The sequence below is a fragment of the Vibrio sp. AH4 genome (assembly GCF_030710545.1).
Lineage (GTDB): Bacteria > Pseudomonadota > Gammaproteobacteria > Enterobacterales > Vibrionaceae > Vibrio > Vibrio metoecus.
On record NZ_JALAIV010000001.1, the window covers coordinates 2,657,937 to 2,681,457 of the forward strand.

Here is a 23,521-nt window from a genome sequence, read left to right on the forward strand (position 1 = left end):
TCTAGAATCCTACCTTTGAACCTTTTGCGATGACCACAATGCCTTCATCGGAAACGTGGAAACGTTTTCTGTCCATTTCCAGATCTTCACCAATGATAGTGCCTGCCGCAATTTCAACATCTTTATCGATAATTGCGCGCTTAATTGTGCACCCAGCACCAATTTTTACGTCGCCCAAGATAACAGATTCACTGATAAAAGAGCCAGCAGCAATGTTACTGCGGAAGCCCAGTACCGACTTGTAAATGGTTGATCCTTGAATATAACTTCCCCCAGAGATCAAACTGTCTGTCACTTTGACTTTTTTATCCTTCACATCCACAAACGTTGCGGGTGGCAAAGGTGGGTAATAGGTGTGTAGCGGCCAGCTACGGTTATACAAAGAAAATGGCGGTTCTTTATCGAGCAGATCCATATGAGCAGACCAATAGGACTCGATAGTACCCACATCACGCCAATAGGTAGACTCTTTCTCGCCTTTGATTTTGTTGGTCGTGAAGTCATACACGTACACTTTACCGCGCGGGAACATTTTCGGAATAATGTCTTTGCCAAAGTCATGGCTAGATTCAGTATTTTCCGCATCTTCACGCAGTTCTTTGCTCAACGTTTCTGCATCAAAAATGTAGTTACCCATCGATACTAGCGCCCATTCAGGTTCACCGGGGATCGACTTAGGATGGCTTGGTTTCTCTTCAAACCCTATCATTTTGCCGTGTTCATCAACTTCAATGACACCAAATTGTGAAGCTTGGCTGATCGGCATACGCAGTGCAGAAACCGTCAGTTCCGCTTCCATGCGACGATGGAAATCGAGCATTTGGCGAATATCCATCTTGTAGATATGGTCTGAGCCAAAAATGCAGACTTGATCTGGGGCAACAATTTCCACAAAACGTAAGTTTTGATAAATCGCATCAGCAGTGCCTTCATACCAACGTTTTCCATCACGCATTTGCGCAGGAATAATGTCGATAAAGCGATCTGTGATCCCCGACAGATTCCAGCCCTTTTTCATGTGTAGATACAAAGACTGTGATTTGAATTGCGTCAATACGTAGATACGCATCAAATCGGCGTTAACAAAGTTATTGAGTGCAAAGTCGATTAGGCGGTAGCTTCCGCCAAAAGGAACTGCCGGCTTGGTACGGGTTTCTGTCAACGGTTTCAACCGTGACCCCTCGCCACCCGCCAAAATCATGCCTAATACTCCAGCCATGTGTTGTTCTCCATTCTTTTATAATATTTACCGAACCACGAAATAGGTTTTGCTTTGGGGGCTATATGGTGCGGTGCTCCATGCTTACCGATGGCAAATTTGTACGACAGCCAGCACAAATGTGCTGAATAAACAATGCAATCGGTTGGCTATACGTTATCGAATCCGCAGCAGAATACCAATCAATTTCTTGAAATCTCCGTGGTCAAAAGGTGAATGATGGAAAAGACTTATTCCAACTCACACTCTGTTGGTGGTTCAATTACATAAACCTAACAGTAAAAAATAACGCAATCTTGAATTACTGAAGTGGGTTCACCTCCTGATTGATAGAAATGGCTTAGCGAAATAATTCGCCCAATACACTGGAAAGAATGAGTAGAGGATAAAAATCGGACTGAGAAAGAGCATTTGGATCGGAGTGCAACGATTTGCGAGGAGGTAACTCCGGATCCGGCTAAGGAAGCTCAGATTGAGTGGTTAATCTCATAGTAAGGAGGAAGAGAGGTGAAGACTCTCTCTTGAGTCACACTCTGGTAAATTGATTGTGAAAGGCATCAATAGCGTGTGAAGTTTCTCAGAATCGCTTCGCAAAGCGTCATGCAGAAATAAGACAAGGCAGCACGAGGCTGCCTTGTTATAGCGAGGAAATGACGGCGAGAAACTATTTCGCGTTTTTACGCTTATCCGTCACCAACCATTGCCCATCTTGGAAGATCGCCATCCAACCTGATGGCTTACCATCCGTCTCGGTACGAACGTAATGCTCTTTCTCCTTACGAGAGAAACGCACTACAGCCGGTAAACCATCCGGATCCTGCGCCGGAGCCGACGTCAGATATTGGTATTTTTCAGGTAAGCGCTCTGCAAAACGCTTCAACTCTTCCACTAACGGAGCACGAGTTTCACGAGATTTAGGGAAGTTGCTTGCAGCCAAGAATAAGCCTGACGCACCATCACGCAGCACAAAATACGCATCCGAATTTTCACATGGCAATTCAGGGAAATGCACAGGCTCTTCTTTCGGTGGTGCAACTTCACCGTTTTTCAGAATCTTACGGGTGTTTTTACAGGTGTCATTGGTACAACCCATGTACTTACCAAAGCGGCCATTTTTCAGCACCATGTCTGAGCCACATTTGTCACACTCAACCATTGGCCCTTCGTAGCCTTTCACTTTGAATTCGCCTTGTTCAACGATGAAGCCTTCACAGTTCGGGTTATTACCACAAACATGCAGCTTACGCTTATCATCAATCAAATAGGCATCCATCGCCGTTTCACAAATTGGACAACGTTTTTTGGCACGCAGCGCGGCGGTTTCTACATCCTCTTCGAGAACGTTGATCACGCCTTCTTCATCACCTAGGTTGATGGTGGTTTTGCAGCGCTCTTTCGGCGGCAAAGCATAGCCAGAGCAACCTAAGAACACGCCAGTCGAAGCGGTACGAATCCCCATCGGGCGCGAACACGTTGGACACAAGATGTTTGTCATCACAATGTGGTTAGGCTTCATGCCGCCAACACTTTCATCTTGCTCTGCGGTTTCGAGATCACGACTGAAATCAGCGAAGAACTCATCCAACACTGCCGTCCAATTCACTTCACCTTCCGCGATTTGGTCGAGTTTTTCTTCCATACGCGCAGTGAAATCGTAGTTCATCAGATCGTCAAAGTTTTCATCCAGACGATCGGTGACAATTTCACCCATCTTTTCTGCGAAGAATCGACGCTGGTCAACTTTCACATAACCACGGTCTTGAATCGTCGAAATGATCGAAGCGTAGGTTGATGGGCGGCCAATACCTCGTTTCTCAAGCTCTTTAACCAACGCCGCTTCTGTAAAGCGTGCTGGCGGCTTAGTGAAGTGTTGTTTCGGATCTAGACTGACTAACTTTAGGCTGTCACCGACTTTCACCGGAGGCAAGATCTGATCTTCATTTTTACCCAGCGGACGCTGTACGCGCGTCCAACCATCAAACTTAAGGATTCGACCTTTCGCTTTCAGAGTAAACTCAGCCGCTTTCACACTGACGGTGGTTGAATCATATTGCGCTGGCGTCATTTGACACGCGACAAATTGATTCCAGATCAGTGCGTACAGCTTATGCGCGTCCGCTTCCATACCTTCCAGATCATCCGTTGTCACGGTGACATCAGAAGGGCGAATCGCTTCGTGCGCTTCTTGTGCGTTTTGTTTACTGCCATAAACATTCGGCTGACTTGGTAAATAAGCCTCACCATAATGCTTAGTGATGTAGCCACGCACATTTTCGACTGCTTCTGCACTCAAGTTGGTCGAGTCAGTACGCATATAGGTGATGTAACCCGCTTCATACAGACGTTGAGCGAGCATCATGGTCTTTTTCACCCCGTAGCCTAAGCGGGTACTTGCCGCTTGCTGCAAGGTTGACGTAATGAATGGTGCACTCGGTTTGCTACTCGTTGGTTTGTCTTCACGTTTGCACACTTCGTACTGCGCATTATTCAGCGCAGAAACCGCAGCCAAAGCTTCCGTTTCGTTCACAGGTTTGAACGCTAAACCGTCTTTTTGGGCCACCAGCAAGCGGAAATCTTGCTTATCCGCGGTCAACGTATCCGCATTGATATCCCAAAACTCTTCCGGCACAAACGCTTTAATTTCACGTTCACGCTCAACCAAGAGTTTTACAGCAACAGACTGTACACGCCCTGCTGAGAGGCCGCGTGCTACTTTTTTCCATAGCAATGGAGAGACCATGAAGCCAACCACGCGATCCATGAAACGGCGCGCTTGCTGAGCGTTAACGCCATCCATATTCAGCTCACCAGGTTGTTGGAAAGCCTGCTGAATCGCGTTCTTGGTGATCTCGTTAAATACTACTCGTTTGTATCGCTTTTCATCGCCACCGATGATCTCACGAAGGTGCCAAGCGATGGCTTCTCCCTCGCGGTCCAAGTCGGTTGCGAGATAAACGCTGTCGGCGTCTTTCGCAAGCTTTTGTAGCTCCGCTACCACTTTTTCTTTACCAGGCAGAATTTGATAATTCGCTTCCCAACCATGATATGGATCGACACCCATCTTTTTGATCAGTGCTGAGCGTTCTTTTTCACGCTTTTGCTGCTCTTTATCAGCGATAGATAGCTTTTTAGTCGACGCAGCGGCCGCTTTACCGGTTGGTGTGGTGGTTTGTCCTGCCGTAGGCAGATCACGCACGTGTCCCACACTGGATTTCACGATAAAGTCTTTACCAAGGTACTTATTGATAGTTTTGGCCTTGGCTGGCGACTCGACGATAACGAGTGGTTTACCCATATTGACTCAAGTGTCCTTCATCATTTGGCGATTTCTAAATCGCATGACGTTCTAAAATGTAATTCTTTTTTTACTATCGAGCCAGATAACAAGAAGATCAACTTGTTTTTTATAAAAGCTTTTTATTTGCTCGACAAATCGACGAAATGTTGTCCTGCTGTCAAAAACGCGCTCATACTAAAGTGAAGCGCGCCACACCGCGACCCCAAAACAACGAAATATGCAATAACTCACAAATTCATTAACAGAATAAATCGTCTTTTTTCTGCGTTCTGTCAAGGCTATAACCGATTACACACTTATACTATCCGCTTCAGAAAGTAAGGAGTTATACCTATGAACCATAAAACCCCTATCAGCGAATTCGACCTATTACTGATCGCAAACCAGATAATTCAAGACCATGAGAGCTACCTTGAAGGCATGCGCGCTACCCATGTGGAAGAGAAAGAGGGTGTGTTGGTCTTCAAAGGTGAATATTTCCTAACAGAACAAGGCCTGCCTACGGAAAAAACCACCGCAGTATTCAATATGTTTAAATACTTAGCCCACCAGCTATCCCCTGAGTTTACCGTGCAAAAATAATAAAAGCCTCGTAATGAGGCTTTTATTTCAATTAGTTAGCGTAAGAGCTCTTTAACATTTACCACACAAAATTAGTGGCTTAACTGAGCCAACTTATCAAAGTAATCTGGGAAGGTTTTAGAGGTACATTTCGGATCGTTAATCGTCACTGGTGTATCACTTAAAGCCACCAAAGAGAAACACATCGCCATACGGTGATCATCATACGTATCGATCGCAGCATGCGTGAGTTGCGCAGGAGGAGTGATCACAATGAAATCTTCGCCTTCTTCAACCGTTGCGCCAACTTTGCGTAATTCAGTAGCCATCGCCGCCAAACGATCGGTCTCTTTCACACGCCAGTTGTAAACGTTACGAATCGCCGTAGTACCTTTGGCAAACAGTGCCGTAGTCGCAATCGTCATTGCCGCATCTGGAATATGGTTAAAATCGAGATCCACTGCATTCAGTTCACCGCGGCGAGCAATGACGTAATCATCCCCCCACTCAATCTGCGCGCCCATTTTCTCCAAAGCATCCGCAAACTGAATGTCACCTTGAATGCTGTTTTTACCAATGCCTGTCACTTTTACTTCACCGCCCTTGATCGCGGCAGCGGCCAGAAAATACGAAGCAGATGATGCATCACCTTCGACTAAGAAGTTTCCGGGGGAGACATAAGATTGGCCGGCTGGGATCACAAACTCTTGGTAATCGTGGTTGATCACCTGAACACCAAACTGTTCCATGATGTGTAGCGTAATATCGATGTACGGCTTAGAGACCAATTCACCCACGATTTTGATGGTCACTTTCCCTTGAGCAAGTGGTGCTGACATTAAAAAAGCAGTCAAAAACTGGCTAGAGATTGAACCATCGATAGTCACGGTACCCGCTTGCAACCCAGTGCCTTGAATACGCAGCGGCGGGAAATTTTCCTGCTCCAGATACTCAATTTGCGCCCCAGCTTGACGCAGTGCATCCACGAGGTGACCTATTGGGCGCTCTTTCATACGCGGTTCGCCCGTCAGTACATAGTCACCTTGTCCAAGACACAATGCAGCGGCCAAAGGACGCATAGCCGTACCTGCATTACCTAAAAACAGCTCTAACGGTTGCGTGGTATGAAAAGCTTGGCCAAGACCTTCCACTTCACACGTGGTTTTGTCTGCCGAGAGTTGATATTTCACGCCAAGCTTTGTTAATGCGTTGAGCATATGGCGAATGTCGTCGCTATCAAGCAAGTTGGTCAGACGAGTCTTTCCGGAAGCCAAAGCCGCTAGCAGTAATGCGCGGTTTGAAACACTTTTAGAACCGGGAAGATTCACTTCCCCTGAGATGAGATTTATCGGTTGTAGAGTTAAGCTTTCCATTGAATGTTGTGTTTCCTTGCGCCGCTGAAAGTCCTTGTGGTTATGGGGTCGCGACGAAAATTCTTCGTATCCGCAGACTAACCAAATTCAATCACGATCGCTAGCCTTAATCTTGCTCACAATGAATTTTTATTTCTATTTATGCATTTCGGCCTCCCCCACGTTTTTCTATAGACAGTAAGATTGGCAAATGCATATAAAATCACTAAGATCGCCGCTCACGACCTCTAATGACAGGTCAGTGATAGGGCTGCCAGCCCACTCACTTCTGCAATTGATCGCAAGAACTTGCAAGGTAAACCAATACGATGGCGATTTATCTCACTGAGTTAGAACAGGAAGATCTCTCCTTCCCTTCTCCATTTACGGCGTTAGAAGAACCTAACGGCCTATTAGCCTTTGGCGGTGATCTCAGCCCTGCGCGAATTTGGATGGCTTACCAGAGCGGGATTTTTCCTTGGTATGGCCCGAATGACCCGATTCTATGGTGGAGCCCCTCCCCACGAGCCGTGTTTGATCCAGCCCAGTTTCAGCCAGCAAAAAGTGTCAGAAAATTCCAGCGCCAGCACCAATACCGGATTAGCTTGAACCTTGCGACTTCGAACGTTATTGAATTGTGTGCATTAACTCGACCAGCCGATCAACGTTGGTTAAATAGCCAAATGCGCCATGCTTATGGGGAACTCGCGAAGCAAGGCCTTTGCCATTCGGTAGAAGTGTGGCAAAACGAACAACTGGTGGGTGGACTTTATGGTATTTCGGTCGGCCAACTGTTTTGTGGTGAATCGATGTTTAGCCTCGCAACCAACGCTTCAAAGATTGCTCTCTGGTATTTTTGTGACCATTTTTCGCGACATCAAGGACAGTTGATTGATTGCCAAGTCATGAACCCTCATCTCAAATCTTTGGGTGCCACCACGCTCAGCCGTGAACAATTTATCCAATCATTGCTATCTTTTAAGGAGAAAGCGGTGCTTAGTGGCTGTTTTGAACCTCAGTGGCTCGCCACACCGACTTCGCCAGTGCCTTCGAGGATTGATGCATGAGCTCAGACATTCAGCAAATTCGTATTGGATTAACCAACAACCATCCTTGTAGCTACTTGGTGGATAGGATGGAACGGGTCGCTGTGGCTATCGACCCACAGATGCAAACGCCCGACACCTATGAAGTCTTAATGGCCAATGGTTTTCGACGCAGTGGCGACACGATTTATAAGCCCCATTGTGACCACTGCCAAGCCTGCCAAGCGCTGCGCATTCCTGTCCCTGACTTTACCCCGAGCAAAAGCCAAAAGCGTTTACTCAAACTGTTGAGCAGTCATTTCCATTGGCAACTGAAACCAGAGATGGATGAAAATTGGTATCAGCTTTACGCGCGTTATATTTTTGCGCGCCATCGTCATGGCTCGATGTATCCACCCAATAAAATGGAATTTGCCAAATTTGCTCAAGCAAAATGGCTCAATACCCAATATTTGCATCTTTATGAAGGCGAAAAGTTGGTTGCCATTGCGGTTACCGATTTGCTTCCTAACAGTGCGAGTGCGTTTTACACCTTCTATGACCCTGACATTACGCTCTCTTTAGGCACTCTCGCGGTGCTTTGTCAGCTGAATTACTGCCAACAAACCAAAAAGCAGTGGCTTTATTTGGGATATCAAATCGATGAATGTCCAGCAATGAACTATAAAGTCCGGTTCAATCCGCATCAAAGGCTAGTAAATCAACGTTGGCAAGGGTAGAATACGCCGCAACTTCCCATATTGAACGTTTAATGGCAGAATCCGCGCCGTTAAAGATCGCCAAATTTCTAAAGAGGATTAAATGGCTAAAGAAGACGTAATTGAGATGCAAGGCACTGTCCTTGATACTCTTCCTAACACAATGTTCCGTGTAGAGCTTGAAAATGGTCACGTGGTGACAGCTCACATCTCTGGAAAAATGCGTAAAAACTACATCCGCATTCTAACCGGTGACAAAGTCACTGTTGAGATGACTCCTTACGATTTGTCTAAAGGTCGCATCGTCTTCCGTGCTCGTTAATTTCTGATTGTCGAACACAAAACAAAAAGCGGAGTTTAGGCTCCGCTTTTTGTTGCCCTAAAGAAAGCGCAATATCGACTCTTTAACTCAATACTGGCTTCACGTAAGAGTTTACGCTCAAAATTTAAAGCGTAAAAAAGGCGCTATACCGCGCCTTTTAAAATCCAGTTCAAGTCTGAATTAGATATCAATCACAGCAAATTCGACTTCTGGATTCACATCTGCATCGTAATCAATGCCGTCAATGCCAAAGCCAAACAGCTTAATGAACTCTTCTTTGTACATGTCGTAATCTGTCAGCTCACGCAGGTTCTCTGTGGTAATTTGTGGCCACAGGTCACGGCAGTGTTGCTGAATATCATCACGCAGTTCTAGGTCATCCAAACGCAGACGGTTGTGGTCATCCACTTCAGGTGCTGAACCATCTTCTTTGTACAGACGTTGGCTGAACATGCGGTAGATCTGTTCCATACAGCCTTCATGTACACCCTCTTCGCGCATTTTCTTGAAGACCATGGCGATATAGAGTGGCATCACCGGAATGGCAGAGCTTGCTTGCGTCACTACCGATTTCAGTACTGCAACGTTGGCCGTTCCGCCTTTAGCTGACAGCTTTTCATTCAACGCAGTTGCGGCGCGATCTAAGTCCATCTTGGCACGGCCTAAAGCACCGTCCCAGTAGATTGGCCATGTCAATTCGGTACCAATGTAGCTGTACGCTACGGTTTTACAACCTTCTGCGAGTACACCCGCTTCTTCAAGTGCTTGAATCCACAGTTCCCAATCCTGACCACCCATTACAGTGATAGTGTCAGCAATTTCTTGTTCCGTGGCGGGTTCAACACTAGCTTCGATGATCACATCTTTGTTGGTATCGACCGCTGTTGATGTGTAAGTTTCACCAATTGGCTTGAGTGCTGAACGTACTAACTCACCCGTTTCTGGCATCTTACGCACTGGAGAAGCCAGTGAGTACACGACCAAATCAATTTGACCAAGGTCTTGCTTGATCAGCTCAATCGCTTTTTGTTTGGCTTCGTGAGAGAAAGCATCGCCATTAAGGCTTTTCGCGTACAAACCAGCTTCGTGAGCCAATTTGTCAAATGCCGCCGCATTGTAGAAGCCTGCTGTACCCGGCTTTTTGTCGGTACCCGGCTTTTCAAAAAATACGCCGATCGTCGCTGCACCACCGCCAAACGCCGCAGCGATGCGTGATGACAGACCATAGCCGCTAGACGATCCGACAACCAACACGCGCTTAGGGGCATTTTTGATTGGACCTTGCGCTTTTGTGTAGGCAATTTGTTCTTTTACGTTCGCTTCACAACCCACTGGGTGCGTTGTTGTACAGATAAATCCACGAATTTTAGGTTTGATGATCATATTCAAATTCCTTAAAAAATCGTCGCTAGGATAAAAGGTTCAGACACAAATCGCATCTAATTTCTCTCAATTTCGCCGAAAATGACCAGTGGTTGGATCACTCAATCGAGCGTTTTTCTGGTTATGCTCACAAAAAGCTCAACCAAAAAAATAAAGAGGGCTTCTCGATGAGAAGCCCTCGACACACTATGTGACTCGTTATGCCACGCTATTTAGTTTAGGTTTGGTGGTTTGATGGGTGTGGATTTGCGAAAAATCATGGCTGAAGTGATCCACTTGAATCGCACGGCTACGCAGTTTTTCAGCAGCCAGAATAGATGCCACTTCATCCGCGCTCAGCACACCCGCTTGCTGGGCTTGTGCCAAGCGATCGGCCAGTAACCCTTTACGTGCCACTTTGCCCTCTTTTACGCCTTGTTGCAGTTTACGTTCTAGACCTTTAACGCTGTACATAGCCAAAAATGCTTTTTCCATCAAGCCAACGCTGTCGTCTTCCTCTTTACCGATGTAGCACAGCGCCGTTAAACGATCACGATGCGCTCCCGGTGTCATTAGGCTTTCGGCCAATTTGACCGCCAACTCATCACTGGGAAGTGCAAAGTGGTTACCCAGCGGGAATAGCAGACCTTTAAGCAGCGCGCCAACACCGGTCACAGGATAGTTACGATACGCTTGATTGAGCGATTTGGCTGCGTGGTGCAAACAGTGTTGCATTGCATAATGTACGTAATCCAGATCCGCTTGATGTCGGCCTTCGTCTTCGTATTTTTTCAGCACAGCAGAACCCATATAGAGATAACTCAACGCATCCCCTAAGCGTGCAGAAATCATCTCTTTACGTTTCAACTCGCCACCCAAAGTGAGCATAGCCACATCTGCACTCACGGCTAAAGCGCGGCTTAGGCGAGTCATTTGTTTATAGTAGCCTTGAGTCGGGCCACTCATATTGGCTTTAATAAAACGCGAACCCGTCAATGCAGCAAACAGAGCACCAAAGCTATTTTTGGTCGCGTGAGCAATGTGTTTGAACAGCAGATCGTCAAATGCTTTTGCGCCTTCATGTTGATCTGGGTTCGCCGCCGCCTCCATCTCTTTGAGAACGTAAGGATGGCAACGTGTCGCCCCTTGACCGAAGATCATCAGGTTACGCGTAAGAATATTCGCCCCTTCTACAGTGATTGCCACTGGCACGCCGAGATAGTGCGTCGCCAGATAGTTCATCGGACCATCTTGGATCGCACGACCAGAATGGATATCCATCGCATCATTCAAAATGGTGCGCGCAATTTCCGTCATGTGATACTTGGCAATCGCCGTCACAATCCCCGGTTTTTCTTTGAGATCCAAAGAAGTGGTCGTCAAAGTACGGGTCGCTTCAAGTAGATAGGTTAAACCACCAATCCGGCCCATGGCTTCAGCCACGCCTTCAAATTTACCAATCGACATCCCAAACTGTTTACGCACATAGCCATAAGCCCCCGTAGTGCGTGCGGTCAGGTGGCCAATTGCCGTACCTAATGCAGGCAGTGAGATACCACGCCCAGCGGAGAGGCACTCCACCAACATACGCCAGCCTTTACCTGCGTAATCCGCTCCACCGATTAGCCAATCGATAGGAATAAACACATCTTGCCCGCGCGTTGGCCCGTTCATAAAGGCCAAACCCAGAGGGTCGTGGCGCTCACCAATTTCCACACCTTCATGGGAAGCGGGAATCAATGCACAGGTAATACCGATCTCTTCTTTATCGCCAAGCAAATGGTCTGGGTCATTGAGTTTGAATGCTAAACCCAATACCGTCGCCACCGGCGCCAGCGTGATGTAGCGTTTGTTCCAACTTAAACGGATGCCCAACACTTCTTTGCCTTCATGTTTTCCATAGCAAACCACGCCCTGATCAGGAATCCCCCCCGCATCGGAACCCGCTTCTGGGCCGGTCAGTGCAAAGCAAGGGATGTCGGTGCCGTCCGCTAAACGTGGCAACCAGTAATCCTTTTGCGCTTGAGTTCCGTAGTGAGACAAAAGCTCACCAGGGCCTAATGAGTTAGGCACCATCACCGTTACCGCCGTACTGATACTGCGTGTAGCAATACGTGACACGATGGTAGAGTTGGCTAACGCAGAAAATTCACGGCCACCATATTCTTTGGAAATGATCAGCGAGAAGAAGCGCTCTTTGCGTAGAAAATCCCAAACCTCTTTCGGTAGGTCGCGATCTTGTTTCACTATTTTGTAGTCATCCAACATGCTGAGCAGTGTTTCCAGCTCATTGTTGATGAAGGCTTGCTCTTCAACTGACAAAGTAGGTTTAGGGTAATGGTGTAGTTTGGTGAAATCAGGCTTACCAGAGAACAGTTCGCCATCCCACCATACACTGCCCGCTTCCATGGCTTCTTTCTCCGTTTGTGACAGAGGAGGAAGCACTTTTTTAAACATTTTGAAAGCGGGGTCACTGATCCATTTTCTGCGTAGAGAGCTCATATTCAGATCCTTTTGTTCACTGGTTATCCCTTTCCACTTGACGCTTTAGCGGTATAGGGAAATGTCATCTTATTATGTTTATCAATCGGTTGTTTAGTTCGCCGCCACACCGGCCGCGAGGTATGGAATCAGTTGATCAACCACAGATTTCGGATCAACTTTGCTTCCAAAAGCATTTTCTGCAATCTCAGCCAATGCCTGACTAGAGGCCATGGTAAAGACGCACGTACCCAAGGTGAAATGCAGCCGCCAAAACAAGGTTTCGCGCGTTAAGCTGGGATTCGCCTTAAGCACAGAATCGGTAAATAAGGTCAATACATCGTTGTAGCGATTGGTAATGAACCAACGTAAATGCCCTTGAACGTCGGTATAACCTCGGCCAATCAATAACATGAAGCGGCTGGTACCATTAGGACGAACGTCATTGAGCGAACGCAGTGGAACTCGCAGAGCTTCAAACACCTCGGCCATGTCGTAATTCTCACGCTCATTCAGCAGCTCTAATGCATGTTTCATCTCGGGCATAAAGGCTTCGAGATAACGATTGAGTACCGCACGAACTAAGGTTTTCTTATCGCCAAAATGGTAGTTAACCGATGCGAGATTCACTCCGGCCTTACTGGTGATGGTACGCAAAGAGGTATCATTGAAACCGTATTCGGCAAAAAGCCCTTCTGCCACATCGAGTATTTTTTCCTTAGTACTGCTGCGTAATGCCATTTCAATCACTCGTATCAAACAACTGTTTGAAATATACTCTTGCCACATTTTATTAACAAGCGATTAACTTCACATTTTCCATCCATGGTCAGACCAGAAGGTGTTAAGTGCTTGCTCAGTGATGAAAAAGCCTCCCATAAAAAATTTTTAAAAATTTTTGCGAAATGTCGGAACTCTTTGCTAAACCCCCAGTCTGAATAGACGTGATTGACAGAGCTTTGAGAGTTTTACTGGCCGTCAAACTTGTTTCTCGACCGACTGTCACCAATTACGCTGCTTTTTCCTTTTTATTAACTCCTATACTTGTGTACGCCCAAAATTAGATTGTTTTGGGCGTTTTTTTTATTGGCAGTTTTTCAATTCCCCACCTTGTTACTCAAGCAGTAGCAGTTAAGCACAATGTGCGTATAATGGCCGCCCCCATTCACAGCTCGACTAACCTATGCTGATCACTCAATCTCCCATCACTGAACACCGTTTTGAAGGGCAAACCTTTTACCTAAAACGAGATGACAAACTTCATCCACATTTCAGTGGTAACAAAGCCCGCAAATTAATGGCACTGTTGGAAGGGGATTTTCCTGATATCACCACGTTAGTCAGCTACGGTTCAGCACAAGCCAACTCGCTTTACTCTTTTGCCGCTCTGGCCAAACTTCGTGGTTGGCGCTTAGAGTTTTATGTTGACCATATTCCCGCTTGGTTGAAAAGTTATCCGATCGGCAACTATCGTGGTGCATTGGAGCTGGGGGCAACCATTATTGAAACGCGCCCACAAGGGGCTAAGCATCCACGAGACTTTATTCAGCAACAACGCAAACCCGATACGGATTGCTTGGTGATTGAAGAAGGAGCTCGTAGCCGATTTGCCGAGCCGGGGATCAAACAATTAGCGATGGAAATGCTCGAATGGATCCGCCACCAACCCCAACAAGATTGGGTGGTAGCTTTGCCATCGGGCACAGGAACAACGGCGCTCTATTTGCACAAATACTTACAGCCACATGGTGTTGAAGTCATCACTTGCCCTTGTGTGGGTGATGAGGCTTATTTGCGAGAGCAGTTTTGCATGCTGGATGAGAGCGATCATCCCACCCTGCTTAACCCGCCGACCAAACATTACTTTGGTCATCTTTATCAGGAAGACTATCAGATTTGGCAAAATTTAATGGCGCAAACCCATATCGAATTTGATCTGTTGTACGACCCACTGATGTGGCGCTTGCTATTGCCTTGGCGAGTCGAGAACCCGACTCGAAGCTTGCTTTATCTGCATCAAGGCGGTTTACTGGGTAATGAGAGTATGTTGCCACGCTATGAAAGGCAGTTTGGTTAAATCATGACTGGAGGTTGGATGCTAAAAACGATCGGGGCTCTTGCCTTATTAAGTTACAGTGTCGCGTTGCAAGCAGCACCCACAACAACGACTACGCTACCCGTGGTGGTCGGTGATGATATCGCCAAGCGTGTTTGCTACTACCAAGATCAAGCTTATTCCGAAGGCGCGGTAATTGTGGTGGGTGAGATCTATCTTGCTTGTCAGCGAGCCAATGATTTTGAAACCAATGGCCCGCTGAAATGGTTGCCTCTGAATGGGCAAACCAGCGAAACGACTAAGCCTAAGCTAGTCCACCCATAAGGGTGTATTTCACTTCAAGGTATTCTTCAAGGCCATGCTTTGCCCCTTCTCGGCCAAGGCCAGACTCCTTGATGCCGCCGAAAGGCGCTAACGTTGTGGAGATTAACCCTTCATTGATCCCCACAATACCCGCCTCCAATGCTTCACTCATACGCCATGCTCGGCGTAAAGACTGCGTATAGCAGTAGGCCGCTAACCCCGAATCGGTCGCATTGGCGCGTTCAATCACCTCTTGCTCTGAGCTAAAGCGAAACAGTGCGGCTAACGGTCCGAAAGTTTCTTCGCTCGCCACTTGCATTTCATCTGTCACTTCAGTCAGAACATGAGGCTCAAACAAACGGCTTCCGGCTTGAGGAAGCTCCCCAAACACCACTTTTGCCCCCTTACTTTGTGCATCCACAATATGTGCGGTGACTTTAGCTACGGCGGCATCATTGATCAGCGGGCCAATGTTCACTCCCTCGTCCAAACCGTTGCCGACTTTGAGTTTGCGGACTCGATCCACCAATTTGGCAGCAAATTGATCGTATACCGCGTCATGCACATAAATCCGGTTTGCACATACGCAGGTTTGCCCTGCATTACGGAATTTCGCCACCATCACACCGTCAATCGCAGCATTAATGTCAGCATCCTCAAACACAATAAACGGGGCATTACCGCCTAGCTCTAGCGATAGTTTTTTCACACTGTTGGCCGATTGTGCCATCAAAAGTTTGCCGACACCGGTTGACCCCGTGAACGACAGTTTGCGCACCACTTTACTTTCCGTTAGTGCTCGGCCAACCTCAATCGCATCGCCAGTCACCACTTGAAACAAACCATCAGGAATTCCAGCCTGTTGTGCGAGATCGGCCAAGGCTAAGGCAGTGAATGGCGTATCCGGTGCTGGTTTTAATACCACGGCACAACCGGCTGCAAAAGCAGGAGCACATTTACGGGTAATCATCGCTGCGGGAAAATTCCAAGGCGTAATCGCTGCAACAACGCCAACAGGCTGACGCGAAACCATAATCCTCGCATCAGACTTGTGGGATGGGATCAACTCACCATACGCACGTTTGGCTTCTTCAGCGTACCATTCCACAAAGCTAGCGGCGTAGTGAATCTCCCCCTTCGCTTCTGTCAGTGGTTTCCCTTGTTCAAGCGTTAGCAAGGTCGCCAGCGACTCATGATGTTGTTCGATCAACTCGTACCAACGACGCAACACTTTCGCTTTGGTGTCTGCCGTTTGGTTACGCCAAGCAACTTGCGCGTTTTCTGCCCCCGTAATCGCCCTTTGTACTTCAGCGCCAGTTAACTGCGGAACACTGCCGAGAACAGATCCATCAAACGGGTTAGTCACTCTTTGCCTTGCATTTTGCTCGCCAGAAATCCACTGCCCATTAATGAATGCACTTTGGTGAAAAAATGGAAGATTGGTCGAAAACATAAGAAGGCTCCTCATCAAACAATGCCTTTGAAGCAACGCCCTTGCCGCTAAACACTACTGCCCTAGCGGGATTGGCAATGAAAAACGCATCTTGCTCCTATCAACCTCAAATGAAAAGCCATTCTTACCGTGAATGGCAACCAAGCTGCGATAAACCTTACTAAGGGAGTCTTGCATAACCCTTGACAAAAACACGGGCAATTTCCTCCATCATCGTTTGCTGTTGCTCGGCATTCGGCCGTTCAATCGCCGCAAACAGTTGGGGCCATAAAAATTGACCATGGAAGAGATTCATCAATGTAGCGGCCATCTGACTGGCCTCCATATCTTGCAATTGCCCCGCTTGAATGGCGGCATCTAGCCAAGCACTTAGCGCTGGATCTTTGGCCCCCATGAGGGAAAGATATTGCTGAGTTAATGAAGGATCGCGAATAAACTCACCGACAATCATGCGCACCACATCAAGGCCAATGTGTTGATACAGCACCTCAATTTTAACCATCAGGTAACCCAGTAACTGCTCCGTCAATGAGCGGTCATGTTGATACTCAAAAATAAAATCGTTGGGTTGCACGACCAGCGCATTAATCACTTCGATAAACAACAATTCTTTGCTCGTAAAATGGCGATACAAAGTACGTTTTGACGTGCCAGCCCTTTCACAAACACGATCCATATTCGCAGCATGAAACCCAAACTGAATAAACTCTTCTTTTGCGGCTTCAATTAAAGCGAGGCGTTTTTGTTCACTTAGCTTCATACAAGGATTTCTCTCAAACTCACAAGGTTTCACTATAACCTGAAACCATAATAAGTACACTTATAAGTTTACTTTCATCTTAATCTCAGAGTATGATCCGCAGCCATGGCATTCAGGGAATCAGAAACCATCATGGGAAAACCTATTTTTAGGCGTATTTCTTCCTTTATCCCCAACCGGATAACACTACTGAGTCAACTGAATGAGATTACGAACATTATTGGTACTGACATTTCTCTCTCTTCCTACACTCACTTGGGCGGATGATTTTTCACTGCCCATTTGGAAAGAAAAGGCCGAAGCCCTCGGCTATGAATTACCCAAACCGATCGGCTTTAGCCTCAGTTACATGACCATGGAACAAGGGATCAATGTCGATTCAATCGCTATCCAAGGGCTTGGTAAGCTGCCATTGCAACTGCAAGCGGATCCGGGCAGACAATACACCGAAGTGTTGACTCTACGCGCCGACGTGTGGCTATTTCCATTTCTTAACCTGTATGGCCTCGTCGGAAAGTTGGATGGCTACTCAACAACAGATGTCAACGTTAAATTTCTCGGTTCCCCAACGCCACCGATTAAAGATTTTCGCCTCGATCTCGATGGTTACACAACTGGGGTTGGTGGTGTCCTCGTGGGTGGTTATCAAAACTGGTTTGCTTTGGTGGATGCGAGCTTTACCCAGAGCCGCTTAACAGTGATTGATGGCAGTATTGATGCGTTGGTGATCTCGCCTAGAGTCGGTTACGACTTTCATCAGCACGGCCACCCGCTGCGTATTTGGGTGGGGGCTATGTATCAAGATGTCGAACAAACGTTACAAGGCTCGTTATCTGATCTGGGGCTTCCCAGCAAACTCACCGCGATCCTGCCGAAAGATGCAGGCTTTGAGGTAAAACAACATTTACAAACACCGTGGAATCCGCTGGTCGGGATGCAATATCAACTCAATGACAGTTGGTATTTGCTCGGCGAGTTCGGTTTTGGCGATCGCCAAAGTCTCTTTTTCTCTCTCGATAGACGTTTTTAGCTCAGCGATTGCAAATCGCTAACACGGCAACATCAAGTCGCTTGGTAGAGTGAACTCATCACCCTACCAAGCTCGTGACTAAGAGACGGGAGGCGTGGGCGGGATAACGACTTTTTGCTCCCGTATTTTTTGCTCCACAACATGCAAATGCACATCTTGTTGCGGAAACGGAATCGAGATGCCTTCGCGATCAAAACGTAGCTTCACTTCTTTGGTGACATCCCAATACACATCCCAATAATCTTCCGTTTTTACCCAAGGACGGACGATAAAATCAATCGAAGAGGTGTTAAGCGTATGCACTTTAATATTAGGCTCAGGAGTACGCAGCACCGCAGGGTGTGATTTCACGATATCGGTCAGCACCGCTTCAGCTTTCAGCAAATCATCGCTATAGCCAATACCAAACACCATATCAACACGACGGATCCGCTCATGAGTGACGTTTTTGATCACATCACCCCAGATTTTGCTATTTGGCACAATAATGATCTGGTTATCGAATGTTCGAATCGTGGTATTGACCAAGCTCATGTGGCTCACTTTGCCATCCACGCCCCCAGCATGCACGAAATCCCCAACATCAAATGGTCGGTAAATCAGTAACATCATACCGGCAGCAAAGTTAGATAAGGTATCTTGCAAAGCAAAACCGATGATCACCCCTGCGATTCCAAAACCCGTCAGCACCGGTGCGAGGTTGAGACCAATTTGTGATAAGCCGACCAAAATACCAATCACCCAAACCACTTTGCCGGAAATCGAAACAAAGAAATCCTGCATCAGGTGTGACATATGAATATTCTTGGAGCTCACCGCTGAGCGCACTAGCGTTCGCGTCACTTTTGCTCCGCCTTTAGCGGCGAGCAAAATCAGGAGAAAAATCGAAACTTGCAGCAGGTGTTGCACGGCATTACTGGTAAACCAACTAATCAAGGAATTTGACCAGTGACGGAGGATGGAGAATACCACCTGAGTATTCAGTAAATCCTGAGTAATACTGCCTGTGACTTGGAAGATTTGCCGTTTATAGTCGGCAGTTTCCATGGTCAGATTATCAGCAATTCCCACCACTGAGCGTAAGCTCTTGGTGACAATGTCGAGTCGTTGCTGAGTAAAAAGCAGAGCCAATTGTAAGTTGGCTTTTTCCGATTCTGGGCTCGACTTAATCTGATTGTTGATCACATTGATTTGCTGCTTCAGATACTCCACCGAAGCAGATAGCAAACGTAAACGTTGATTGACTCGATCTCTCAGCGTTTTTTCAACTTCATGAGTGTCAATACCTAAGCTACTGAGCCAACGAATATTTTCAAAACTGGAATGGTATGTCGCATCCAAATATTGCTGCAGGTCACTGTAGGTCGCAATGTACGACAACTTTTCTTCATGCGAAGCCTTCTCAAGATTACCGTCCAAAGAATTAAGCCGCTCAGAAATATAACGGTTGGCTTCTTCTGTATAAGTTTGTTGGATGTTGACCAACTCAACTAACTTATCTTTAGCCATGGTTTTTTCTTCCAGAGCTTTGGCGATATTTTTTCTTAACTCTGCATTTTTCTGAAACAGTTGCAATTGCAAAGCATCACGTACATCACCCGTTGCTTGGCTTAATGTCACCGACAACTCATTGATATACAGCTTGGTTTGATCAATGTCATTCTCAAGCTCAGACGGAGTTTCTACCGCCATCGGCTCGGGATTGCTCTCGGTGCGAAGCTCAACTTGCGGCGGGTTACTCGCGAAAGCGCTGCTTGCCATTAGTAGCAACAGCGCAATCCAGCTCAAACTCGCGGTTATGAAGTGCCTACCCGTTTTGGTTGTCATTATTAATTTGCCTCATCAGTGATTCGCTAAGGTGAAATCTATCTGAAAATAAAAAACTTTTCCTGCTAGAGATAATAAATTGCTACAGTAGCCCCTCACCACAGTCATCCAACAAACTCCTATCTATCAGCTATCACTTTGTTAAGAACTGTGTAGAATTGTTTCCCGGCATACTATCTACGAATAAAACCAATGACCACGGACGAACGCCACAAAAATTTGATCAGTTGTGATGAATGTGGACTCATCGCCACAGTGCCAGCGTTAAGCCAAGCGCAAACCGCGCACTGCCCCCGTTGCGGTCATACGCTTACCCAAACCCAAAAGCACCCCTATCAAACCGCTATCGCCCTCGCGATAAGTTGTTTGATGTTATTGGTGCTAAGCCTTGCGTTCCCGTTTATGTCGTTTAGTGTGCAAGGATTGACTCAGGAAATTACGCTCCTGAATGCGGCAAAAATGTTGGGGGAATTCCAAAATGCCTTATTAGCCATTTTACTTTTCGCCACCGTTATTCTCTTTCCCGCGCTCTATATTTCCCTCCTGCTGTTTTTGTATTTTAAAGCGGCGCAAAGCAAACAACGGGCACTTTCGAAACGTGAAATCCAGTTAGCAAAACTGTTGTGCAAAGCATTGTTTAAAGTTCAGCCGTGGATGATGGTGGATGTCTTTTTGATTGGCGTATTAGTCAGCCTCATCAAAATTGCCTCACTGGCCGAAGTGGCAATGGGGTATTCCTTTTGGGCATTCTGCCTTTTTTCGGTCTTGGTGGTGAAAACCGTCTCATTGGTGGATCGTTATTGGTTGTGGCAGCATTTTATTCCAGCGCTGATCCCACAAGGAGTCACCTCTGGGCAAACCCACTGCACTCACAACCACGTCAGTTGCCATACTTGTCAGCAAATCAATCTGCTTACGCCTGAGCATAAAAAACCTTCTTGCGTACGCTGTGGTAGTCGTCTGCATGCCTATCACCCACAACTCAATTTACAGCGTGCTTGGGCATTACTGTTTGCGGCGGTGATTTTTTATATTCCGGCCAATCTTTACCCGATGATGTACACCGTCAGTCTCGGCCAATCGGAAGGTTCAACCATTATGCAGGGCGTAATTCTCTTATGGCATCTTGGCTCCTACCCGATTGCGATGGTGATTTTCTTAGCCAGTATTTTCATTCCGATGGCGAAGATGTTTGCGCTCGGTTGGCTTTATTGGCAAGCCGGAAAACTGAACGTTTTTCCTGAAAAGCAGAATCTAAAACGCCTCAAAGTCTATCGAATCACCGAGCTTATCGGGCGTTGGTCAATGATCGATATTTTTGTGGTGGCGATCTTGGTGGCCTTGGTGCAACTGAATAACCTGATGGCCATCTATCCGGGTCCTGCGGCGCTCTCTTTTGCAGCGGTAGTGATCTTAACCATGTTATCGGCAATGGTTTTTGACCCCAAAACATTGTGGCAAGAATCGCCTAAAACCTCCCTAACAAAATTCAATTGAAAAGGCTTTCTATGAGTGACGAAATCCAAGCTAACGCTGAGGTGACTTCGCAAAAGCAGCTATCTGCGATTTGGATTATTCCAATTCTCGCCCTCGCGATGGGACTGTGGATGTTGTTTCAGTACGTTAATAGCACTGGCCCCAAAATCACCTTAATCCTTCCAACGGCGGATGGGTTGGAAGTGGGTAAAACCCAGATCAAAGCCCTGAATGTCAATGTCGGGGTCATCACCGACATTACCTTGAGCGAAAATTACGATCACATCGTGGCAACCGCACAAATGAGCAAAGATGCTGAGCGCATGTTGCGTGAAGACTCGCTGCTTTGGGTGGTTAAACCACGTATTGGCAGAGAGGGCATTTCTGGGCTCGATACCCTGCTGTCCGGCGCTTATATTCAGCTGCAACCCGGTCAATCAACTGCTTTTCAAGACCAATTTACGGTTATGGATTTACCGCCAATCGCACCACCAGATGCCAAAGGGCTACGTTTAATTTTGACCAGTAAAGAAGCGGGAAAACTCAGTGTGGGCGACCCCGTGATGTATGAAGGTTTTACCGTGGGACGCGTGGAAACAACCCAATTTGATGTGGAAAGTAAAAAAGCCCACTACCAACTCTTCATTTTTGCCCCCTACGATAAATTGGTCAGCACTCGTTCTTTCTTCTGGCTCAATTCGGGGATTAATCTTCAACTCAATGCCGAAGGGCTTGAGTTCAGTTTAGGTTCCGTCGAAAGCCTGCTTAAAGGTGGGGTGACTTTTGGCCTGTTACAAGAAGAGGACGCTGGTCAGCCGATTACTCAGCAAATGACCGAGTTTCGTTTATTTGATGATGTGAAGCAGATCCGCGAAGGTATGTACGACGACTATATCGAGTTTGTAATGATGTTTGATGAATCCGTGCGTGGGCTCAAACCTTCTGCCCCTGTCGAATATCGTGGCTTACGTATCGGTACCGTGAGCAAAGTGCCACTTCGCACTCGTACATCGAATATCGATATCAGTACCAACCGCATCCCCGTTTTGGTGCGCATTGAACTCGGTCGCCTATACGATAATTTCAACAAAGCCGATCTCCCGAACTTAAAATCGAGTATGCAACAGGAATTTTTCAAAGGACTCAAAGCCTCTTTAAAAACCGGCAACTTGGTCACTGGGGCTCTGTACATCGACACCGATTATTACCCTGAAGAAAAGATTGACGGGCTGCGGCACTTCGAAGGCTATCCCCTCTTCCCAACCAAACAAGGTGGGTTTGCTGAAGTTCAAAAACAAGTAACTGATTTATTGAGAAAACTCAATGGATTACCCATGGGTGATACCTTGGATTCACTCAATAACACCTTAAAAACGTCAGAGAAACTGTTAGCCTCGGCCGAACGAATTCTCAAAAAACAAGAGACACAAAATTTGCCGGCTGACATTAAAGCCAGCCTCAAGCAGCTAGAAGCAACGCTGGGCGGTTTTGGCCCAGAATCAACCGTGTACCATGAACTGGAAACCACGCTTAAAGAACTCAATCAAGTCATGGCCGAATTTAAGCCTGTATTGCGCACAATTAATGAGAAACCGAATGCTTTAATCTTTGGTGACAGTGACGCAACAGATCCGATTCCGGCGAAAGGAAAACAATAATGAACAAATGGTTATTGATGTTATTAGCCACATTATTCGTTGGTTGCAGTAGTACGCCGCAACCCAAAAACCACTTTTACCTGCTACCCAATAATCCAGCGTTAAGCGACGTAAATCAGAATAAAAACCTGCCTTTATTGATCGTTCAACCGGTAGAGCTTGCCGCTTATCTCGACACGCAAGGGATCGTCTACCGTAAGTCGGAGACGCAAGTCATCCAAGCGCGACAAAACCAATGGGCGCAACGTTTAAGCTCGCAACTTACACAGCGGGTTATCAATGAGTTACGAAAAAATTCAACACCATATTGGCCAACCGCCTTGGATACCGCCATCGCGCAACAGAAACACGCCAGACTGCAAGTAAGATTTCAGCAGTTTAATGGGTCATATACTGGAAACGCAGAAATCGCAGGAAGCTGGGTACTCTTTAATGCTCAGGGAGAAAGATCGCTTAGCCAAGAGTTTAGCTTTCAGATACCACTTGCCGATGAAGGCTATCCCGCATTAGTGGAAGCCCTTTCTTTAGGGTTGGCACAGCTTGCTGTGCAGATACAAATAGAGTTGGTGAAACAGTAAACTCAGCGATTCATAAAATGTATACTTGCAAGTTTACTTTT

The 23,521-nt window shown here is 46.7% G+C and carries 19 protein-coding genes; 10 read left to right on the forward strand and 9 right to left on the reverse strand.

Features of this window, described 5'->3' with window-relative positions; all coding sequences use genetic code 11:
• Position 1: 1 nt before the first annotated feature.
• Together glgC and topA are read right to left on the reverse strand one after the other, a co-directional pair.
• Positions 2-1,219 (reverse strand): glucose-1-phosphate adenylyltransferase, encoded by a 1,218-nt coding sequence (glgC, locus tag MKA69_RS12195; protein WP_055034642.1) that lies wholly within the window; start codon positions 1,217-1,219, stop codon positions 2-4.
• Between the two features lie 664 nt (positions 1,220-1,883).
• On the reverse strand, positions 1,884-4,514 hold the full coding sequence (gene topA, locus MKA69_RS12200; RefSeq protein WP_305848138.1) for a type I DNA topoisomerase: 2,631 nt from the start codon (positions 4,512-4,514) through the stop codon (positions 1,884-1,886).
• 336 nt (positions 4,515-4,850) lie between these two features.
• Here topA and MKA69_RS12205 point away from each other — a divergent pair, with 336 nt between their 5' ends.
• Entirely contained in the window at positions 4,851-5,099 is a 249-nt protein-coding gene (locus MKA69_RS12205; protein ID WP_001015854.1) for a YciN family protein, read from the forward strand.
• Between the two features lie 71 nt (positions 5,100-5,170).
• Here MKA69_RS12205 and aroA read toward each other — a convergent pair whose 3' ends face one another.
• A complete protein-coding gene (gene aroA / locus MKA69_RS12210) occupies positions 5,171-6,451 on the reverse strand; it encodes a 3-phosphoshikimate 1-carboxyvinyltransferase (RefSeq protein ID WP_000445269.1) in 1,281 nt (426 codons plus the stop codon).
• A gap of 308 nt (positions 6,452-6,759) precedes the next feature.
• Here aroA and aat point away from each other — a divergent pair, with 308 nt between their 5' ends.
• The 3 genes from aat to infA all read left to right on the forward strand — a co-directional run bounded on the left by aat (position 6,760) and on the right by infA (position 8,496).
• Positions 6,760-7,497, forward strand: coding sequence for a leucyl/phenylalanyl-tRNA--protein transferase (gene aat / locus MKA69_RS12215; protein WP_305848139.1), 738 nt, complete (start codon positions 6,760-6,762; stop codon positions 7,495-7,497).
• The gene (locus MKA69_RS12220) at positions 7,494-8,195 is read left to right on the forward strand and encodes an arginyltransferase (RefSeq protein ID WP_055030370.1); all 702 of its coding nucleotides are present in this window, start codon (positions 7,494-7,496) and stop codon (positions 8,193-8,195) included. Before aat ends, MKA69_RS12220 begins: the two co-directional genes overlap by 4 nt.
• Positions 8,196-8,277: 82 nt before the next feature.
• Positions 8,278-8,496, forward strand: a complete 219-nt coding sequence (infA, locus tag MKA69_RS12225; protein ID WP_001040192.1) for a translation initiation factor IF-1 — start codon at positions 8,278-8,280, stop codon at positions 8,494-8,496.
• Positions 8,497-8,676: 180 nt separating this feature from the next.
• On the opposite strand, the gene fabV is transcribed toward infA, so the two are convergent.
• The 3 genes from fabV to MKA69_RS12240 form a co-directional block, all read right to left on the reverse strand.
• Positions 8,677-9,879 (reverse strand): enoyl-ACP reductase FabV, encoded by a 1,203-nt coding sequence (fabV, locus tag MKA69_RS12230; protein ID WP_055027710.1) that lies wholly within the window; start codon positions 9,877-9,879, stop codon positions 8,677-8,679.
• A gap of 198 nt (positions 9,880-10,077) precedes the next feature.
• Entirely contained in the window at positions 10,078-12,360 is a 2,283-nt protein-coding gene (locus MKA69_RS12235; RefSeq protein ID WP_095456871.1) for an acyl-CoA dehydrogenase, read from the reverse strand.
• A 93-nt stretch (positions 12,361-12,453) separates the two neighbouring features.
• Positions 12,454-13,080, reverse strand: a complete 627-nt coding sequence (locus MKA69_RS12240) for a TetR/AcrR family transcriptional regulator (protein WP_032470065.1) — start codon at positions 13,078-13,080, stop codon at positions 12,454-12,456.
• 442 nt (positions 13,081-13,522) lie between these two features.
• Between MKA69_RS12240 and MKA69_RS12245 the strand changes: the two genes are divergently transcribed.
• Entirely contained in the window at positions 13,523-14,416 is an 894-nt protein-coding gene (locus MKA69_RS12245; RefSeq protein WP_305848140.1) for a 1-aminocyclopropane-1-carboxylate deaminase/D-cysteine desulfhydrase, read from the forward strand.
• An 18-nt stretch (positions 14,417-14,434) separates the two neighbouring features.
• Positions 14,435-14,719, forward strand: coding sequence for a DUF1496 domain-containing protein (locus MKA69_RS12250; protein WP_009355462.1), 285 nt, complete (start codon positions 14,435-14,437; stop codon positions 14,717-14,719).
• On the opposite strand, the gene MKA69_RS12255 is transcribed toward MKA69_RS12250, so the two are convergent.
• A complete protein-coding gene (locus MKA69_RS12255) occupies positions 14,700-16,151 on the reverse strand; it encodes an NAD-dependent succinate-semialdehyde dehydrogenase (protein WP_304572661.1) in 1,452 nt (483 codons plus the stop codon). The two genes, MKA69_RS12250 and MKA69_RS12255, sit on opposite strands and share 20 nt — an antisense overlap.
• Before the next feature lie 160 nt (positions 16,152-16,311).
• Positions 16,312-16,911, reverse strand: coding sequence for a TetR/AcrR family transcriptional regulator (locus tag MKA69_RS12260; protein WP_305848141.1), 600 nt, complete (start codon positions 16,909-16,911; stop codon positions 16,312-16,314).
• Positions 16,912-17,113: 202 nt separating this feature from the next.
• On the opposite strand from MKA69_RS12260, the gene MKA69_RS12265 reads away from it, so the two are divergent.
• Positions 17,114-17,941, forward strand: a complete 828-nt coding sequence (locus tag MKA69_RS12265) for a hypothetical protein (RefSeq protein WP_095456868.1) — start codon at positions 17,114-17,116, stop codon at positions 17,939-17,941.
• A 78-nt stretch (positions 17,942-18,019) separates the two neighbouring features.
• Here MKA69_RS12265 and MKA69_RS12270 read toward each other — a convergent pair whose 3' ends face one another.
• The gene (locus tag MKA69_RS12270; protein ID WP_305848243.1) at positions 18,020-19,711 is read right to left on the reverse strand and encodes a mechanosensitive ion channel family protein; all 1,692 of its coding nucleotides are present in this window, start codon (positions 19,709-19,711) and stop codon (positions 18,020-18,022) included.
• A 249-nt stretch (positions 19,712-19,960) separates the two neighbouring features.
• On the opposite strand from MKA69_RS12270, the gene MKA69_RS12275 reads away from it, so the two are divergent.
• Genes MKA69_RS12275 through MKA69_RS12285 form a run of 3 tightly spaced genes read left to right on the forward strand, consistent with a single transcriptional unit; the run spans position 19,961 to position 23,480 of the window.
• Complete coding sequence (locus tag MKA69_RS12275; protein ID WP_305848142.1) at positions 19,961-21,265, forward strand: paraquat-inducible protein A; 1,305 nt, start codon at positions 19,961-19,963, stop codon at positions 21,263-21,265.
• Positions 21,266-21,276: 11 nt separating this feature from the next.
• Positions 21,277-22,902: an intermembrane transport protein PqiB gene (gene pqiB, locus MKA69_RS12280; protein WP_055034646.1), complete on the forward strand. Its 1,626-nt coding sequence runs from the start codon at positions 21,277-21,279 to the stop codon at positions 22,900-22,902.
• Positions 22,902-23,480, forward strand: coding sequence for a membrane integrity-associated transporter subunit PqiC (locus tag MKA69_RS12285; protein WP_055030361.1), 579 nt, complete (start codon positions 22,902-22,904; stop codon positions 23,478-23,480). The genes pqiB and MKA69_RS12285 overlap by 1 nt, the downstream gene beginning before the upstream one ends.
• Positions 23,481-23,521 lie beyond the last annotated feature (41 nt).

Bases quoted from the DNA above. Each gene is read 5' to 3' on its own strand.
- glgC (WP_055034642.1), bottom strand. From the start codon at position 1,219: ATGGCTGGAGTATTAGGCATGATTTTGGCGGGTGGCGAGGGGTCACGG.
- topA (WP_305848138.1), bottom strand. From the start codon at position 4,514: ATGGGTAAACCACTCGTTATCGTCGAGTCGCCAGCCAAGGCCAAAACT.
- MKA69_RS12205 (WP_001015854.1), top strand. From the start codon at position 4,851: ATGAACCATAAAACCCCTATCAGCGAATTCGACCTATTACTGATCGCA.
- aroA (WP_000445269.1), bottom strand. From the start codon at position 6,451: ATGGAAAGCTTAACTCTACAACCGATAAATCTCATCTCAGGGGAAGTG.
- aat (WP_305848139.1), top strand. From the start codon at position 6,760: ATGGCGATTTATCTCACTGAGTTAGAACAGGAAGATCTCTCCTTCCCT.
- MKA69_RS12220 (WP_055030370.1), top strand. From the start codon at position 7,494: ATGAGCTCAGACATTCAGCAAATTCGTATTGGATTAACCAACAACCAT.
- infA (WP_001040192.1), top strand. From the start codon at position 8,278: ATGGCTAAAGAAGACGTAATTGAGATGCAAGGCACTGTCCTTGATACT.
- fabV (WP_055027710.1), bottom strand. From the start codon at position 9,879: ATGATCATCAAACCTAAAATTCGTGGATTTATCTGTACAACAACGCAC.
- MKA69_RS12235 (WP_095456871.1), bottom strand. From the start codon at position 12,360: ATGAGCTCTCTACGCAGAAAATGGATCAGTGACCCCGCTTTCAAAATG.
- MKA69_RS12240 (WP_032470065.1), bottom strand. From the start codon at position 13,080: ATGGCATTACGCAGCAGTACTAAGGAAAAAATACTCGATGTGGCAGAA.
- MKA69_RS12245 (WP_305848140.1), top strand. From the start codon at position 13,523: ATGCTGATCACTCAATCTCCCATCACTGAACACCGTTTTGAAGGGCAA.
- MKA69_RS12250 (WP_009355462.1), top strand. From the start codon at position 14,435: ATGCTAAAAACGATCGGGGCTCTTGCCTTATTAAGTTACAGTGTCGCG.
- MKA69_RS12255 (WP_304572661.1), bottom strand. From the start codon at position 16,151: ATGTTTTCGACCAATCTTCCATTTTTTCACCAAAGTGCATTCATTAAT.
- MKA69_RS12260 (WP_305848141.1), bottom strand. From the start codon at position 16,911: ATGAAGCTAAGTGAACAAAAACGCCTCGCTTTAATTGAAGCCGCAAAA.
- MKA69_RS12265 (WP_095456868.1), top strand. From the start codon at position 17,114: ATGAGATTACGAACATTATTGGTACTGACATTTCTCTCTCTTCCTACA.
- MKA69_RS12275 (WP_305848142.1), top strand. From the start codon at position 19,961: ATGACCACGGACGAACGCCACAAAAATTTGATCAGTTGTGATGAATGT.
- pqiB (WP_055034646.1), top strand. From the start codon at position 21,277: ATGAGTGACGAAATCCAAGCTAACGCTGAGGTGACTTCGCAAAAGCAG.
- MKA69_RS12285 (WP_055030361.1), top strand. From the start codon at position 22,902: ATGAACAAATGGTTATTGATGTTATTAGCCACATTATTCGTTGGTTGC.